Source organism: Luteibacter sp. KNZ12-1A (assembly GCF_056755675.1).
Window position 1 is genome coordinate 1 of the sequence record NZ_JBPGXU010000092.1, and the last position, 15850, is coordinate 15850.

At 66.9% G+C, this 15850-nt stretch carries 12 protein-coding genes; 5 read left to right on the forward strand and 7 right to left on the reverse strand.

Translation table 11 applies throughout. From position 1 onward, the window contains the following. Positions 1 to 186 precede the first annotated feature (186 nt). Positions 187 to 2922 carry a TonB-dependent receptor gene (locus tag ACR9ZJ_RS15445; RefSeq protein WP_481288230.1) on the reverse strand — a complete coding sequence of 912 codons (2736 nt, stop codon included), beginning with the start codon at positions 2920 to 2922 and terminating at the stop codon, positions 187 to 189. 120 nt (positions 2923 to 3042) lie between these two features. Next, a complete protein-coding gene (locus tag ACR9ZJ_RS15450; protein WP_481288231.1) occupies positions 3043 to 4068 on the reverse strand; it encodes a glucokinase in 1026 nt (341 codons plus the stop codon). 364 nt (positions 4069 to 4432) lie between these two features. Between ACR9ZJ_RS15450 and ACR9ZJ_RS15455 the strand changes: the two genes are divergently transcribed. Together ACR9ZJ_RS15455 and ACR9ZJ_RS15460 are read left to right on the forward strand one after the other, a co-directional pair. Beyond that, positions 4433 to 5722, forward strand: a complete 1290-nt coding sequence (locus ACR9ZJ_RS15455) for a sugar MFS transporter (protein ID WP_481288232.1) — start codon at positions 4433 to 4435, stop codon at positions 5720 to 5722. A 66-nt stretch (positions 5723 to 5788) separates the two neighbouring features. Then, positions 5789 to 6817: a LacI family DNA-binding transcriptional regulator gene (locus tag ACR9ZJ_RS15460; protein ID WP_371024280.1), complete on the forward strand. Its 1029-nt coding sequence runs from the start codon at positions 5789 to 5791 to the stop codon at positions 6815 to 6817. 13 nt (positions 6818 to 6830) lie between these two features. Here the strand turns inward: ACR9ZJ_RS15460 and ACR9ZJ_RS15465 are convergent, their stop codons facing one another. The 5 genes from ACR9ZJ_RS15465 to zwf form a co-directional block, all read right to left on the reverse strand. Continuing rightward, a complete protein-coding gene (locus ACR9ZJ_RS15465) occupies positions 6831 to 7682 on the reverse strand; it encodes an EamA/RhaT family transporter (protein WP_481288233.1) in 852 nt (283 codons plus the stop codon). A 93-nt stretch (positions 7683 to 7775) separates the two neighbouring features. Then, positions 7776 to 8426: a bifunctional 4-hydroxy-2-oxoglutarate aldolase/2-dehydro-3-deoxy-phosphogluconate aldolase gene (gene eda / locus ACR9ZJ_RS15470; protein ID WP_448099294.1), complete on the reverse strand. Its 651-nt coding sequence runs from the start codon at positions 8424 to 8426 to the stop codon at positions 7776 to 7778. 19 nt (positions 8427 to 8445) lie between these two features. Then, positions 8446 to 10257 carry a phosphogluconate dehydratase gene (gene edd / locus ACR9ZJ_RS15475; RefSeq protein ID WP_481288234.1) on the reverse strand — a complete coding sequence of 604 codons (1812 nt, stop codon included), beginning with the start codon at positions 10255 to 10257 and terminating at the stop codon, positions 8446 to 8448. Between the two features lie 67 nt (positions 10258 to 10324). Further along, complete coding sequence (pgl, locus tag ACR9ZJ_RS15480) at positions 10325 to 11026, reverse strand: 6-phosphogluconolactonase (protein WP_481282118.1); 702 nt, start codon at positions 11024 to 11026, stop codon at positions 10325 to 10327. After that, positions 11023 to 12495: a glucose-6-phosphate dehydrogenase gene (zwf, locus tag ACR9ZJ_RS15485; protein ID WP_481282117.1), complete on the reverse strand. Its 1473-nt coding sequence runs from the start codon at positions 12493 to 12495 to the stop codon at positions 11023 to 11025. Before zwf ends, pgl begins: the two co-directional genes overlap by 4 nt. A gap of 237 nt (positions 12496 to 12732) precedes the next feature. Here zwf and ACR9ZJ_RS15490 point away from each other — a divergent pair, with 237 nt between their 5' ends. From ACR9ZJ_RS15490 to nagA, 3 genes are all read left to right on the forward strand, one after another. Continuing rightward, entirely contained in the window at positions 12733 to 13485 is a 753-nt protein-coding gene (locus ACR9ZJ_RS15490; RefSeq protein WP_426286075.1) for a GntR family transcriptional regulator, read from the forward strand. A 16-nt stretch (positions 13486 to 13501) separates the two neighbouring features. Continuing rightward, on the forward strand, positions 13502 to 14536 hold the full coding sequence (locus tag ACR9ZJ_RS15495; RefSeq protein ID WP_481288235.1) for an SIS domain-containing protein: 1035 nt from the start codon (positions 13502 to 13504) through the stop codon (positions 14534 to 14536). A gap of 66 nt (positions 14537 to 14602) precedes the next feature. After that, positions 14603 to 15748, forward strand: a complete 1146-nt coding sequence (gene nagA, locus ACR9ZJ_RS15500) for an N-acetylglucosamine-6-phosphate deacetylase (protein WP_481288236.1) — start codon at positions 14603 to 14605, stop codon at positions 15746 to 15748. Positions 15749 to 15850: the final 102 nt, after the last annotated feature.

Genomic DNA, 15850 nt, shown 5'->3' on the forward strand with positions numbered 1-15850 from the left:
GACCTTGTCGGCGATCCCGCGGCAGCGGGCCAGCTTGAGGCAAGCACCCAATCGCCGACAAGGTCGGCTCCCACCAGGGCCCATCCAAAAAAAACGGGCCCGATGAAGATGCGTCGGGCCCGAGGGGAATGGAGCTTCGAGGGGTACGCGTGCGGCCGTCCGTGGCCGCACGTTCGGGACGCGCTATCAGAGGTCGAAATGCACCGAGGCCATGTAGCGCCGGCCGGTGGTGTACTTGGCCACCGGCATCGCCGTGATGCCGAGGTACTGCTTGTACTTCTCGTTGGTGAGGTTCATGCCCGCGAGGGTGAACGACACCTGCTTGTTGAGCTTCCAGCCCAGGGTCGCGCCGAGGTCGCCGTAGTCGGCCGTGGTGGCCGGCGGCGCACCGGCGATGTAACCGCCGGCGAGGTACTTGCCACGCCAGTTGTAGGTGAGGCGGGCGCTGAACGGGCCCATTTCGTAGTACGGGCTGACCGAGTACGAGTTCTTCGAGTTGTACGGCAGCGAACCACCCGAATCCAGCGTGCCCTTGGCATACGTGTAGTTGGCGGTCACGCCGAAACCCGTATCCCAGAACGCCTGCTGGTAGCTCAGGCTGCCTCCGCGCACCTTGCCCGAACCGGTGTCGCGCGGGCGGCTGATGCTATAGGTGCAGAAGCCGTCCGTCGTGCAGAGGCCCTGGGCTACCTGGCGCGCGAACGTCGTCTGGTCGTTGAAGATGCCCGAGTTGAACTGCTGTTCCGGCGCGGAGTCGACGAAGGTGTAGTTCTCGATCTTCTTGTAGAAGCCGGTCAGGGCCACGTACGACTGCGGCGCGAAGTACCACTCGGCGGAGAGCGAGAAGTTCTTCGACTTGTACGGCTTCAGGTCGGGGTTGCCGCCGGAACCGGTGAGCACGGAGTCGTTGAGGAACAGGTTGTTCACCTGCATGTTGTACGGCGGGCGGGCGATCACCTTCGCAGCCGCCAGGCGCAGCACCACGTCTTCGCTGACGTCGTAGGCCACGTTCAGGCTGGGCAGCCAGTTCTTCGTGGTCTTGGACGAGGTCTGCCAGGAACCGGCCGGGGCGGGCAATACCGGAGCGCCGCTGTAGACGAAGCCCGTGCCGTCGGTCTTGGTATCGACATAGCGGAAGCCCACGTTGCCGTGGAAGTCGCCGCCGGCGAAGTTACCCTGCACATAGGCCGCGTTGGTCTTCTCGACCAGCTTGTAGGTGCCGTTGAGGTAGGTGCCCGGGTCCTCGTTGCCGCCGTTCGTGTTGCGCACCCAGGCGTACTGGGCGTCACGGTCCGGCATCACGTGGCTCGACGAACCATCCAGCGCGCCGTCGAACGCGTCCAGCGTGTCGGTGAAGCCACCGAAGCCGAGCGCGGCGAGGTTGGTCGGTGCGTTGCCGCCGTAGACATGCGCCTGCATGCCTTCCTCATGGCGGTTCCAGCGATAGCCGAAGGCAAGTTCGTTGAAGAACGAATCGAAGTACTTCGAGAAGTCCAGCTGCGCATAGGTGTCACGCGACTGCGCCGAGTAATCGCCGTAGTTGCCCGGCCAGCCGCCGAGGCCATCCACGTCGCCCATGTGCCAGTTCGCCGGATCGCGCGCGGCGGCCGGGTTGTCGAAGGCGAAGCCCTTGTTGATGTCCCAGGTGTAGCCGCCGGCATAGACCGGCTCCATCACCGCCTGCGAGATGTTGTCGTTGGTCGCCTTGCTGTAGCCGGCCGCGCCGCCCAGCTTCCAACCGTCGCCACGATAGGTCGACTTCAGGTCGAACGCCGACGTGCGCACCACGGACTTGCGGATGTTGCTGTCGAAGGTGCCCTGCGCGATCGCCGGGCAGCCCACCGTATCGTTGCCGCAGACATGTCCGCCGGTGACGACGCCGTTCGGACCCTGGTTGAAGCTGGTGACGTTGCCTGGCGTGGCGCCGGTGAACGGATACAGCGACTGGTTCCAGTTGTCGAAGTTCTCGCGCACGAACAGGTTGTTGATGTCGATGTCCCAGTTGTCCGTCGGACGGATCTGGAAACCGAGCGTAGCGGTATCGCGCTTGCGCTTCTGCTGGAACCACGCGGAGTTCACCTCGTCGGGCACCTTCGCGTTCGGATCGAGCGTGCCGTTGGCGATGCCGGCGGCCACGGCGGGGCTGGACGCCCATTTCGATACCGGGCTGTAGCTGAAGATCTCGAAGCCCTGGCGATCGATCTTCTCTTCGTAGTGCTGGATCGAACCGATCACGCCGAAGGTGTTGCTGGCGTTCTTCCAGCTATACAGCGCCGAGCCGTTCGGGCGGGTGCCCGGCGTGGCCTGGTCGTTGTAGTTCAGGCCGAACGAACCGCGGATGGTATTCGCCGGCAGGTCCAGCGGCTCCAGCGTATGCAGCAGGATGGTGCCGCCGAGGCTGCCTTCCGGCAGGCGCGCTTCCGGCGACTTGTAGACTTCCAGGCGGCCGACGATTTCCGGGGCGAGCATGGTGAAATCGAAGCCACGGTTCGGCTGTGCGCCGTACTGCCACGGCGTCTGCGAGATCGGCTGGCCGTTGAGGAAGGTGAGGTTGAGGCTGGGATCGGTACCGTCGATGGAGACACGGTCGCCCTGGCCGAACGCACGGTCGATCACGACGCCGGGAATCTGCGTCATCGCCTCGGCGACGTTGGTGTTCGGGAACTTGCCGATGTCCTCGGCGGTGACCGCTTCGACGACGGCGTCGGCGTTGCGCTTGGTGTCCAGCGACTTCTCCAGGCTGGCGCGGATGCCGGTGACGGTGATGCCTTCGAGCTGGGCGGCCTTCGCGGCGTCCGCCTTTTCCTGGGCGGTCTGGGGCTTCGCCGGAGGCGGCGCGGCGTCTTGCGCGGCGGCGATCCCGGTGAAACAACACAATCCGGCGACGATGCTCGCCGTAAGCAGGTTTCTACGATGCGACATGATGTCCTCCCCTCAGAGGATGTAGCGACGACGGGTTTCGCGGCCGCGCCGTGCTTCGTTGCTATCGAAGGGCCTTGCGGCCCGGTTTTTGAACTAAGCGAAGCGTTCCTTTCCCGCTCTTCAATGAGCGGTCGAACCGTGCAGGTAGAGACCGGCGGCACCGATCACACCCAACTGTCCGTGGTCCATCAGACGTACCGGCACTTGCTGGAGAAAGGCGCGCATAACGCCCTTGTTGAAGAACCTGGTGGAGAAGCTGCTGGCGAGCAGGCGGTCGCGTACCTGGGGCAGGATTCCGCCGGCGAGGTACACGCCACCACGGGCGCCGTAGAGCATGGCGAGATCGCCGACGAAGCTGCCGAGCAGGCCGCAGAAGACGTCCAGCGCTTCGGTCGCGGCGATGTCGCCGCCGTCGAGCGCGGCGCCGGTCACGGCCGCGGGGTGGGGCAACGTCGCGGGCGTGCCGCGCAGCGTGGAAATGGCTCGATAGAGATTGAGGAGGCCCGGCCCGGAAAGCGCGGTCTCATAGGAAACGTAATCACGGCCGCGCGCCAGCTCGGCGAGGATGGCGACTTCACGCTCGTTGCCCGGGGCCAGGGATATCTGTCCGGCTTCGGTCGGCAGCACGGTCGCGTGCGGCTTGCCGGGCATGAGCACGGCCGAACCGAGGCCCGTGCCGGGACCCATCACGAGGATCGGCCCCTCGGCCGGTTCGGCGACGGTCTCGATGATCGGCGTGGTCTCGTGGCCCTGCAGGAACTGGCAGGCGTAGGCCACGGCTTCGAAGTCGTTGACGACGGCGAGCCCGGTCAACCCCAGCGTCTCGCGAATGTCGCCGATGGACACAGGCCAGGGGAGGTTCTCGTTGACGATGGCGTCGCCAAGCACATAGCCGGCACTCGCCACGGCGCAATGCTCAATGGCGTCCTGGCCTTCCAGACGGCCGACGAAATCCTGCAGGACGGCGGTCAGGCTGGGCCAGTCCGCGCAGGCATAGCGCTCGTAACGGAGGACTTCGATCGCGGAGGAACCGGCGGCACGGCGAACCAGGCCGATACGGGCATGCGTACCGCCCACGTCGGCGGCGATGAACGCCCCGGTCCGCGATGCACGCACGATTCCCCGTTGTTTGGCCGACTCGCCCATCCCGCGCCCCTTAATGGCTTCCCCTATCTGCGGCCGAGTCTGTAAGCCGGATGACAACGTTGTCAACAGGACAAATGGCTAGGACATGCGCGATTCCATAACGCGCTGCAACAGGAATCGTCATCCCGCCGCATCCGCTTCCCCGCCAACCGGGCGCCGTGTGGCCGCTGGCATGCGCGTCGCATGGCGGATCAGTGGCTTGACGCGCCGCGACATCGAAAGCGACGCCCCCTGCCATCGGTCACGGGGAATGCGTGCACGGCGATTGACAACGTTACGCACACGAGTCAATAAAGGGACAAATCGGGCGTGTCCGGCGGTGCCGCCGTTCCGGATACCGAACACCACACGAGGGGAGCCACCCATGTCGTCCACCGCGGTCGCCGTCGACGAGACGCGTCATTCCAGCCTGGTCCCGATGATCATCATCGGCGTCCTGTTCTTCATCTTCGGCTTCGTCACCTGGCTCAACGGGCCACTGATCACCTTCGTCAAGCTCGCCTTCAACCTCGACGACGTGAACGCGTTCCTGGTGCCGATGGCCTTCTACCTGTCGTATTTCTTCCTCGCCCTGCCCTCGTCCTTCATCCTGAAGAAGACGGGCATGAAGAAAGGCATGGGACTCGGCCTGTTCGTCATGGCGATCGGCGCGGTGATGTTCGGCCAGTTCGTCACGATGCGCGTCTACCCGGGTGCGCTCACGGGGCTGTTCGTGATCGGCGCCGGCCTCTCGCTGCTGCAGACCGCCTCCAACCCGTACATCTCCATCCTCGGCCCGATCGACAGCGGTGCGCAGCGCATCGCCTTCATGGGCATCTGCAACAAGCTCGCGGGCGCCGCGGCACCCTTCGTGTTCAGCGCCGTGGTGATGAGCAACATCGGCAGCTTCGACAAGCAGATCGCGGCGGCCGGATCTCCCGAGGCGAAGGATGCCCTGCTCGCGGCCTTCGCCGCGAAGGTGCACCTGCCGTACATGGTGATGGCCGGCCTGCTGGTGGTGCTGGCGGTATGGGTGGTCCGTTCCTCGCTGCCGGAGATCAAGCCGTCGAGCGACAATTCCGAGCGCGCCATCGGCCATGCCAAGGGTAGCCTCTTCAGCTTTCCACACCTGTGGCTGGGCGTGCTCTGCCTGTTCGTCTACGTGGGCGTGGAGGTGATGGCCGGCGACGCCATCGGTACGTATGGCCAGGGCTTCGGCATGACGCCCGCCGACACGCAGCACTTCACCTCGTACACGCTCATCGCGATGCTGGTGGGCTATATCGCCGGCCTGCTCCTGATTCCGAAGTTCGTCTCGCAGCAGCGCTACCTGGCCTTCTCCGCCGTCCTGGGCGTGGTCTTCTCGATCGGCACCTATGTCACCAGCGGTTACGTCTCGGTGGGCTTCGTCGCCGCGCTCGGCTTCGCCAACGCGATGATGTGGCCAGCGATCTTCCCGCTGGCGATCAAGGGCCTGGGCGCCCTCACCGAATTCGGCTCGGCCTTCCTCATCATGGGCATCGCCGGCGGCGCGATCATCCCGATGATCTTCGCCCACCTGAAGCAGACCTACGATTTCCAGGCCGTGTTCCTGTGCCTCATGGTCCCCTGCTACCTGTACATCCTGTACTACGGCGCGGCGGGCCACCGGGTCGGCCAGCACGTCAAGGACTGACGTCCCGCCTTCGCTAAGTAACGGCCATCCGCTAGGATGGCCGTCTTGCTATTGAGGGGTCGTAGATTGCGTAGCCCTACCATTAAGGACGTCGCCGAGCGCGCGGGCGTATCGCTCAAGACCGTCTCCCGCGTGATCAACCATGAGCCGTCGGTCCATGCGCGCACCCGTGAGAGGGTGCAGCGCGCGATCGAGGCGCTCGATTACCAGCCCGACCAGGCCGCGCGCAGCCTGCGCAGTTCGCGTACCTACGCACTTGGACTGGTCTACGACAACCCCAACGCGCACTATGTCATCGCCATGCAGAACGGCGTGCTTTCGGTATGCCGCGAGCGTGGTTTCGGCCTGCAGATCCATCCCTGCGACTCCTCCGCCCCCCGCCTGGCGGAACAGCTGGGCGACCTGGTACGGCGCAACCGGCTGGCCGGCCTCGTGCTCTGCCCCCCGATGTCGGAGCAGCCGGGCCTGCTGGCGACGCTGACGGAACAGAAAGTGCCTTTCGTGCGGATCATCTCGGCGCGACAGGACCCGAAGGACGGCTGGCCCTGCGTCTTCGTCGACGACCGCGACGCGGCCTACGCCATCACCGAACACCTCATCCAGCTCGGACACCACCGCATCGGTTTCCTCTGGGGCGGCAAGGAGCACCGCTCCAGCCCCGAGCGTTACCAGGGCTACGAGGATGCACTGCGCGAGTACGGCATCGCGGTGGACAAGAAGCTCGTGGTGGAGGGCGACTATTCGTTCGACGATGGCTTCCGCGGCGCGCGCAAGCTGCTCGCCTTGAAGGAGCCGCCCACGGCGATCTTCGGCTCGAACGACGAGATCGCGGCCGGCGTGCTCGCCGCCGCCCGTTCCGGTGGCGTGGACGTGCCCTGGGAATTGTCCATCGCCGGCTTCGAGGACAGCCCGTTCTCCAAGCAGTCGTGGCCCGCGCTGACCACCGCGCGCCAGAACACGGAAGAAATCGGCCGCCACGCGGCGCAACGCCTCATCGCGGAACTCGAACGCGAGGACAACGACCCGATGATCGAGAACGAGGGCTTCAGCCCGGATCTCGTCGTGCGCGGGTCGACGGCACCGCGGCGGTTATGACCGTTCGCCGCGATCAGGCGATGGTCATCACGCCGATCGCGCCGATCGCCAGGACCACGCCGAACCAGTTGACCGCCGCCAGGCGCTCCTTGAAGCCGAAGGCGCCCACGAGGGCGCCGAGCACCACGACACCCACGTTCATCGACGCGAACACGAGCGACGGGTCCTTCGGCAACGCCTGGTGGCCACGCACGTAGAACAGGATGTTCGCGAAATTGGCGGCGCCCAGCAGGACACCGAAACCCAGGCTGCGCGCCGTGACCGGCGCCTGCCGCGTGGCGGCACGCACCAGCACCGCGACCCAGCACAGCACCATGGCGATGAGGAACGACGCGAGCAAGGCGCTCGCGAATGGAGCGCCCGCCTGCGCGACCAGCTTGAAGCAGATGTCGATCGCGCCGAACCCCGCGAACACGGACAGCGGTGCCAGCCAGCTACCGCGCTCCATGCCGCCGCGCTCTTTTCGCCAGAGCACGCAGGACACCGCGGCGAGCGCGAGGACGATGCCCAGCGACTTGATCCCGGTGAGTGTATCGCCGAGGAAGACGAAGGCGGCGATGAGCGAAAGAAATAACGAAAGGCGCTGCGCCACGTCGGTGCGAACGATGCCGGCGCTGCGGACCGATCGCGCCAACATCAGGAAGATCGTGGGCAACAGCACGCCAAGCACCACCAGCGGCACATAGGTGGCTTTCGCATCGATGGCGGCCTGCGGCGTCGCGTGGAGCAGCCATACGCAGAGCGACGCGGCCACGACGTAGTTCGTGGCCACCGCCTGCACGATGTCGATGTTCGCGCGGCGCGCGAGCTTGAGCAGGGCCGAGACGGCGACGCTGAAAACGACGGCAAGCAGAATGTAGGTCATGGGCACGGCGTGCGGCACGGCAGGGCTGCGAAGGATCGCACATGGGCACGACAGCCGGTGGCTACCTTCGCGCTACCCGGGCAGTGACGGCTCTCAGGCCTTGCGGGTCAGCGTCGCCGCCTCGCGTGCGAGGGCTTCGATGCCGGCCCAGTCCGAAGCGGCCAACTTGTCGGCGGGAGTGAGCCAGGACCCTCCGACGCAGACGACGTTGGGCAGGGACAGGAACTCCGCGGCATTGGCGAGGCCGATGCCGCCCGTCGGGCAAAACCGGATCTGCGGCAGCGGACTGGCCCAGGCGCCGATCAGTTTCGCGCCGCCGGCCGGTACCGCCGGGAAGAACTTCTGGAAGCGGTAGCCTCGCTCGAGCAGTTCCATCGCCTCGCTGGAGGTCGCGGCGCCCGGAAGCAGCGGCAATTCCGAGTCGTCCGCCGCATCGAGCAGGCGCGGCGCGCTGCCAGGCGACACCGCGAATTTTGCGCCCGCCTTGTATGCGTTCTCGAGGTCGCGCGCGGTGAGCACCGTGCCGACGCCGACGAAGGCGCCTTCCACTTCGGCCGCGATCGCGCGCACCGCGTCCAGGGCGGCGGGCGTGCGCAGTGTCACCTCGATCGCGGGAACGCCGCCCGCGACCAGGGCGCGCGCCATGCCCACGGCCTTCGAGGCATCGTCGATGATCACCACGGGAACCACCGGCGCGAGGCGCAACGTGGCTTCGACGAGTTTCTGCTTCGCTTCGTTGCTCATCAGGTACTGCTCCGGTAAATCAAAAGACGCCCGCGCCCAGGTCGGCCGTGACGGCCGACTGGCGGAACATGGCGAAGAGTTCGCGACCCATGCCCGTGTGATGCATGGCAAGGTCGACGTGGTCGGGGACGCGGCTGTTCCACTCGTCGGCATCGACCAACACCTGGAGCGTGCCGTTGACGGCGTCGACGCGCACGGGATCGCCCGTGCGGATGCGTGCGATGGGCCCGCCCGCCTCGGCTTCCGGCGTGACGTGGATCGCCGCCGGCACGCGCCCGGATGCGCCGGACATGCGGCCATCGGTGACCAGGGCCACGCGGTACCCGCGGTCCTGCAACAGGCTCAGCGTCGGCGTGAGCTTGTGCAGCTCGGGCATGCCACGCGCGCGTGGGCCCTGGAAGCGGACCACCGCGACGAAATCGCGATCGAGCTCGCCACGGTCGAAGGCCGCCTTCACGTCGTCCTGTTCGTCGAACACGATGGCCGGCGCCTCGACGACCATGCGGTCGTCCGGTACCGAGGACACCTTGATCACGCCACGGCCGATGTTGCCGTTCAACATGCGCAAGCCGCCATCGTGGCGGAACGGTTCGGTGATGGAGCGGAGCACGCCACGGTTGCCGCTCTCCTTCGACACTGGCTTCCATACGAGCACGCCGTCCTCGAGGGCGGGCGCGGTGCGGTAACGATGCAGGCCGTGGCCCATGATCGTGTTCACGTCGTCGTGCAGCAGGCCGGCATCGAGCAACTGGTCGATCAGGAAGCCCATGCCACCGGCTTCGTGGAAGTGGTTCACGTCCGCGTAGCCGTTGGGATAGACACGCGCCAGCAACGGCACCACGGCCGAGAGCGCGTCGAAATCGTCCCAGCGTAGTTCCACGCCGGCCGCCCGCGCGATGGCGACGAGATGCAGCAGGTGGTTGGTGGAACCGCCCGTGGCGTGCAGGCCCACCACGCCATTCACGATGGCGCGCTCGTCGACGATGCGGCCCAGCGGCAGGTAATGATCGCCCAGGGTGTCGATGGCCAGCACGCGTTCCACGGTGGCCCGGGTGAGCGCGTCGCGCAACGGCGTGTCCGGCGCCTCGAAGCTCGCGCCGGGCAGGTGCAGGCCCATGATCTCCATCAACATCTGGTTGGAGTTGGCGGTCCCGTAGAAAGTGCACGTGCCCGACCCATGGTACGAGCGCGCTTCGGCCTCGAGCAGTTCGGCACGCGTGGCCTTGCCGGCGGCGAACGCCTGGCGCACCTTCGACTTCTCCTCGTTGGGGATACCCGAGGGCATCGGACCCGAGGGCACGAAGGCACCGGCGAGGTGGCCGAAGCTCAGTGCGCCGATCAGCATGCCCGGCACGATCTTGTCGCAGATGCCCAGGTACAACGCCCCCTCGTACATGTCGTGCGAAAGCGAGACCGCCGTGGCCATGGCGATGAGGTCGCGCGAGAACAGCGACAGCTCCATGCCGGGACGGCCCTGGGTCACGCCGTCGCACATCGCCGGCACGCCACCCGCGACCTGGGCGGTGGCGCCGAGCGAACGGGCTGTCTGGCGGATGAGTTCCGGATAGCGCTCGTACGGCTGGTGCGCCGAGAGCATGTCGTTGTACGAGGTGACGATCGCGATATTTGCCGCATGACCGTTGCGCAGGGCGTCCTTGTCGGTCTCCGCGCAGGCGGCGAAGCCGTGCGCGAGGTTGCCGCACGACAGGTGGTGGCGCTTGGCGCCCTTGCCGCGCGCCGCGTCGATCTTGGCAAGGTAGGCGGCGCGCGAGGTGCGGCTACGCTCGACGATTCGCCGGGTCACCTCGGCGAGGGTGGGGTGAATGCTCATGGCGTTTCCTGAGGCTTGGTCCCGGAGCCGTGCGTATCTGGCGCGGCTTCAGGGCCTGGCGGGTTGCTTACGGTGCCCAGTAGACGTCGACCGGCACGCGATCCTGCTTCAGCACGGCGGCGATGGGGAAATCCGCGCCGGCCAGGGCCTTGCCCAGCAGGTCCTTCTTGTCGTCGCCTTCGATGTGCAGGTACAGCGCGCGGGTATCGAGTACACGCGGCAGGCTGAGCGTGATGCGCGGCTCGCCCGCTCCCTCGGCGCGCATCGACAGCACGGGCTGCGTGCCGTCGAGGTCGAGCGCCTCGGCGAGGTGATCGCCACCCGGGAAGAACGACGCGGTATGGCCGTCCGGGCCCATGCCGAGCAACACCACGTCGAACGGGGAGCCAAGCGCGTCGACGCGCTTGCCGACATCGGCGAGCGCGGCGTCCACGTCGTCCTTGTGCGCGCGGTCGAACAGCGGCAGGAAGGATGCGACATGCGCTTCGTGGGTGAGCAGCGTGCTGGAGACCAGGCGTGCATTCGAGCGGTCGCTGTCGGTGTCCACCCAGCGCTCGTCGACCAGCGTGACGGTGACCCTGGACCAGTCGATCTCCTGCTCGGCGAGCACGGCGAACATCACCTTCGGCGTGCCGCCACCCGAAACGGCGATCGTGGCCTTGCCGCGTGCCTCGATCGCGGCGTCGAGCTTCGAGGCGACCTCGCGGGCGAGCTTGTCGGCGAGGGTGAGACGGTCGGCGAATTCGTGTCGGTTCACTTTTGCGTTCATGCGGCGTCCTCGGCCCAGGTGCGGCCATCGCGTTCGATGAGCGCCACGGCGGCGCTCGGACCCCAGGTGCCCGCGGTATACGGCTTGGGCGTATCGCCGCCGGCCTCCCACGCGTCGAGGATGGGGCCGGCCCACTTCCATGCCGCCTCGACTTCGTCGCGGCGCATGAACAGGGTCGGATTGCCACGCACGACATCGAGGATCAGCCGTTCGTACGCGTCGGGCTGCTGCACGCCGAAGGCCGCCGCGAAACTCATGTCGAGCGGCACGTGGCGCAGGCGCAGGCCACCCGGGCCCGGGTGCTTGATGGTCAGCCACAGCTTCACGCCTTCGTCCGGCTGCAGGCGCAGCGTGAGGCGGTTGGGCAACAGCGGACCGCTGGTGGGATCGAAGATGGAATGCGGCAACGCGCGGAACGTCACCACGATCTCCGATACCCGGTTGGGAAGGCGCTTGCCGGTGCGCAGGTAGAACGGCACGCCGGCCCAGCGCCAGTTACCGATCTCCGCCTTGAGGGCGACGAAGGTTTCGGTCTTCGACTGGTCGCTGCCGAGCTCGTCGAGATAGCCCGGGACGCCTTGGCCTTCGGCCGCACCGGCGCGGTACTGGCCGCGCACGGTGAGCTGTGCCGCGTTGCGGGCGTCGATCGGACGCAGCGAACGCAGCACCTTCAGTTTCTCGTCGCGCACGGCGTCCGGCGCCAGCGACGACGGCGGCTCCATGGCGAGCATGCACAGGAGTTGCAGGATGTGGTTCTGGACCATGTCGCGCAGTGCGCCGGCCCGGTCGTAGTAGCCGGCGCGATGACCGACACCGACCGTCTCGGCCACGGTGATCTGCACGTGGTCGATGTGCTGGGCGTTCCACAGCGGCTCGAACAGGGCGTTGCCGAAGCGCAACGCCAACAGGTTCTGCACCGTTTCCTTACCGAGGTAATGGTCGATGCGATAGGTCTGCGATTCGCCGAAGACCCGCGCCACGGCGTCGTTGATCGCGTTGGCGCTGTCGAGGTCGCGGCCGATCGGCTTTTCCAGCACCACGCGCGAGCGTTCGCCATTGAGCCCGAGCGAGCCCAGGCGCTGGCAGATGTCGGTGAAGATGTCCGGCGAGGTCGACAGGTAGAACACGCGGATGTGGCTGGGCTCCGCCGCCATGAGGCTGGCGAAATCGTCCCAGCCATCGGCCTTGCGCGCGTCGAGCGAGCGGTAGCCGATCATCTGGATGAAGGCGTCGAGTTGGGCGGGCACGATATGCGACACGCTCTTCTCGACCGCGGCTCGCACCTGCTCGCGGTACGCGGCGTCGTCCAGGCCTTCGCGGGCCACGCCGATGATGCGGCTCTTCGCCTGGATCTGCCCGTCCGCGAAGCGGTGATACATGGCGGGCAACAACTTGCGGACGGCGAGATCGCCGGTGCCGCCAAAAATGACCAGATCGAACGGTTCGATCGGCAGGAGGGGAGCGCTCACGACAGAGGCCTCTTGAAGGATCGTTGGAATGCCTCCGGATCGTACCAGTGACATACCAGGACGTACCAGCCCCGTACCACTCGCCGCGACGTTTCGTCGCCTTTCACGGCGGGATAACAGCCTGGAAACGTTTGACGGGCCCATTTGGATCGTGCAAACGACTGTTTGAACGGCCGGCTGGTATTCCCCGGCTTGCACGGTCTTGCCGCAGTGGTCGTGGATTGGTATCTTCGCCGCATGGAAAGTGCCCTCGTCGCCGAATACCAGCGCCTGCAACACGACCCGGCTACCCGGCAGCCGCTGGCGTACATGCGCCTGCGCCGGGCCATCCGCAACGTGATCGAGAAAGGCGAGGTCCAGGTGGGCCACGCCCTGCCCAGCGAACGCGACCTCGCCAGGGCCCTCACCCTGTCGCGGGTCACCGTGCGCAAGGCGATCGGCGGCCTGGTCGAGGACGGCCTGCTCACCCAGCGCCATGGCGCGGGCACCTTCGTTTCCGAGCGCATCGTGAAGCCGCTGTCGCGGATGACCAGTTTCACGGAAGACCTGCGCGCCCGTGGCCTCAATCCCCGCTCCGAGTTTTTCGAGCGTGGCATCGGCGAAGTCACGCCGGAGGAAGCCATGGCCATGAACCTGTCGCCGGGCACGCTCGTGGTCCGCCTGCATCGATTGCGCTACGCGGGCGACGAACCGCTGGCGATCGAGCGGAGCGCGGTACCGCTGGACCTCCTGCCCGACCCGAACCTCGTGGAGGACTCGCTCTACGAAGCGCTCGACAAGCTCGGCAACCGCCCGCTGCGCGCGCTGCAACGCCTGCGCGCCGTGGTACTCGGACCCGCGCAGACCCGCCTGCTCCGCCTCGGTGCCGGCAGTGCCGGCCTCAACATCGAACGGCGCAGCTTCCTCGAGGATGGCCGCATCGTCGAATTCACCTGTTCCTGGTACCGCGGCGATATCTACGATTTCGTCGCGGAACTGCAAAGCGACTGAAGAGCCCAACCACGCCATGACGATCCAGCCGCAAGACACCCTGATGTTCCGCGAAGCGCACGAGACCGCCGAGGTCGTCGAGCGGCAACTGGCCCACAACGAAGAAGTGATCGGCGCGCTCGCCGAACACCTGCGCGCGAACCCGCCGCGCATGGTGATCACCTGCGCGCGCGGCAGCTCCGACCACGCGGCGATGTACGCCAAGTACGTGTTCGAGACCCAGCTCGGCGTCGTCACCGCATCGGCCTCGCCGTCGGTCACGTCCATCTATCACGCCACGCAGCACCTCGACGGCGCGCTCTATGTCGCCGTATCCCAATCGGGAAAGAGCCCGGACCTGGTCCGCAACGCCGAGGCGGCGAAGAAAGCCGGTGCCTATGTGGTGGCGCTGGTGAACGTGGTCGATTCACCGCTCGCCGCCGTCGCCGACGTGGTCGTGCCCCTGCATGCGGGGCCCGAGAAAAGCGTCGCCGCGACGAAGAGCTATCTCGGCGCGTTGTTCGCCATCCTTCACATCGCCGCGCGCTGGAGCGGCAACGCCACCATCGGCGATGCGCTCACCGCGTTGCCCGCGCAGCTGCGCGAAGGCTGGGACGCGGACTGGTCGGCGCTCACGGATGGCCTCGTCGACGCGCACAATCTTTTCGTGGTCGGTCGTGGCTTCGGCTTTGCCGGGGCCCTCGAAGCGGCGCTGAAGTTCAAGGAAACCTGTGGACTGCATGCCGAGGCGTTCAGTTCGGCCGAGGTCAAGCACGGGCCGATGGCGCTCGTGGGTCCGGACTTCCCGGTGCTGTTCTTCGCGCAGAACGACGACACGCTGCCTGGCGTGCTCGACGTCGCCGCTGAATTCCGCAAGCGCGATGCCAAGGTCTGGATCGCCGCGCCCGGCGCGACGGGCGAGGGCGTGCTGCCACTGGTGGCGTCCGCGCCGATCAGTGCGCCGCTGCTTGCCGTGCAGAGCTTCTACCGCGCCACCGCGGCGCTTTCCCTGAAGCGCGGTTTCAATCCCGATGTCCCGCCGCACCTGAACAAGGTGACGGAGACGGTCTGACGTCGAAACCGGCCTTCGGGCCGGGCACCGCCTTCCATAAAAAGTTTCAGATAGAGGAACACCCGCATGACCATCGCCCTCGTCAACGGCCGCGTACTCACCGATAACGGATTCCAGGGCGGTTTCGCCGTGCTGGTCGACGGCGGCACCATCACGGGATTGGCGTTGCCATCGGACCCGCGCGTGCGCGCCGCGGAACGCCACGACCTCGGCGGCCGCACGTTGCTGCCCGGCTTCATCGATTGCCAGGTCAACGGCGGCGGCGGCGCGCTGTTCAACGACGCACCCACGGTGGAGACCATCCGCACCATCGGCGAAGCGCACGCGAAGTTCGGCACCACCGGTTTTCTGCCGACGCTCATCAGCGACGACGCCGAGGTGATGGCGAAGGCCATCGATGCCGTTAACGCGGCCGTGGAGCAGGGCGTGCCCGGCGTGCTCGGCATCCACCTCGAAGGCCCGTTCATCGCGCCCGAGCGCAAGGGCGTTCATGACGCCGCCAAGTTCCGCATCGCCGGTGCCGAGGACATCGCGATGGTCGCGCGCCGCCATGGCGGCGTCACCTTACTCACTCTCGCGCCGGAACGCGCGTCGGACGAGGTGCTCGAACAACTGGTGTCCCACGGCGTGATCGTCGCCGCCGGCCACACCGCCGCCGACTACGAGACCACGCGCGGCGCCCTCGCCAAGGGCGTGCGCGGCTTCACCCACCTGTTCAATGCGATGACGCCATTCACCAGCCGCGAGCCCGGCGTGGTCGGCGCCGCGCTGGAAGACCCGGCAAGCTGGTGCGGCCTGATCGTCGACGGCCATCACGTGCATCCGGCCTCGCTACGCGTAGCCATCGCCGCGAAGGCGCGCGAGAAGATGATGCTGGTGACCGATGCGATGCCGCCGGTCGGCTCCGACAATCCCAGCTTCGTGCTGAAGGGCGAAACCATCACCGTGCGCGACGGCGTCTGCCAGACGGCGGACGGCACGCTCGCCGGTTCCGCGCTGGACATGGCCACGGCGGTACGCAACACGGTCGGCATGGTCGGCGTCGCCTACGACGAGGCCGCGCGCATGGCCTCGACCTATCCCGCCGCCTTCCTCGGCCTCGGCGCCAGCCATGGCCACATCGCCGCCGGCTACCGCGCCGACTTCGTCGTGATGGACGAGAGCCACCACGTCGCGGAGACGTGGATCGGCGGCACGAAGGTCTTCGGCTGATACCTGTAACCGGGGCAAGCACCCATCGCCGCTGAAGCGGCTCCCACAACAACTGTTCCTGCGACAAAAAAGGCCCGCGCACCGCGCCGGCCAGTTCCAGGG

Excerpts from the sequence above, each read along its gene's own strand:
- pgl (WP_481282118.1), bottom strand. The coding sequence starts at position 11,026 with ATGAACGCAAAAGTGAACCGACACGAATTCGCCGACCGTCTCACCCTC.
- ACR9ZJ_RS15495 (WP_481288235.1), top strand. The coding sequence starts at position 13,502 with ATGACGATCCAGCCGCAAGACACCCTGATGTTCCGCGAAGCGCACGAG.
- edd (WP_481288234.1), bottom strand. The coding sequence starts at position 10,257 with ATGAGCATTCACCCCACCCTCGCCGAGGTGACCCGGCGAATCGTCGAG.
- ACR9ZJ_RS15455 (WP_481288232.1), top strand. The coding sequence starts at position 4,433 with ATGTCGTCCACCGCGGTCGCCGTCGACGAGACGCGTCATTCCAGCCTG.
- eda (WP_448099294.1), bottom strand. The coding sequence starts at position 8,426 with ATGAGCAACGAAGCGAAGCAGAAACTCGTCGAAGCCACGTTGCGCCTC.
- nagA (WP_481288236.1), top strand. The coding sequence starts at position 14,603 with ATGACCATCGCCCTCGTCAACGGCCGCGTACTCACCGATAACGGATTC.
- ACR9ZJ_RS15450 (WP_481288231.1), bottom strand. The coding sequence starts at position 4,068 with ATGGGCGAGTCGGCCAAACAACGGGGAATCGTGCGTGCATCGCGGACC.
- ACR9ZJ_RS15465 (WP_481288233.1), bottom strand. The coding sequence starts at position 7,682 with ATGACCTACATTCTGCTTGCCGTCGTTTTCAGCGTCGCCGTCTCGGCC.
- ACR9ZJ_RS15445 (WP_481288230.1), bottom strand. The coding sequence starts at position 2,922 with ATGTCGCATCGTAGAAACCTGCTTACGGCGAGCATCGTCGCCGGATTG.
- ACR9ZJ_RS15490 (WP_426286075.1), top strand. The coding sequence starts at position 12,733 with ATGGAAAGTGCCCTCGTCGCCGAATACCAGCGCCTGCAACACGACCCG.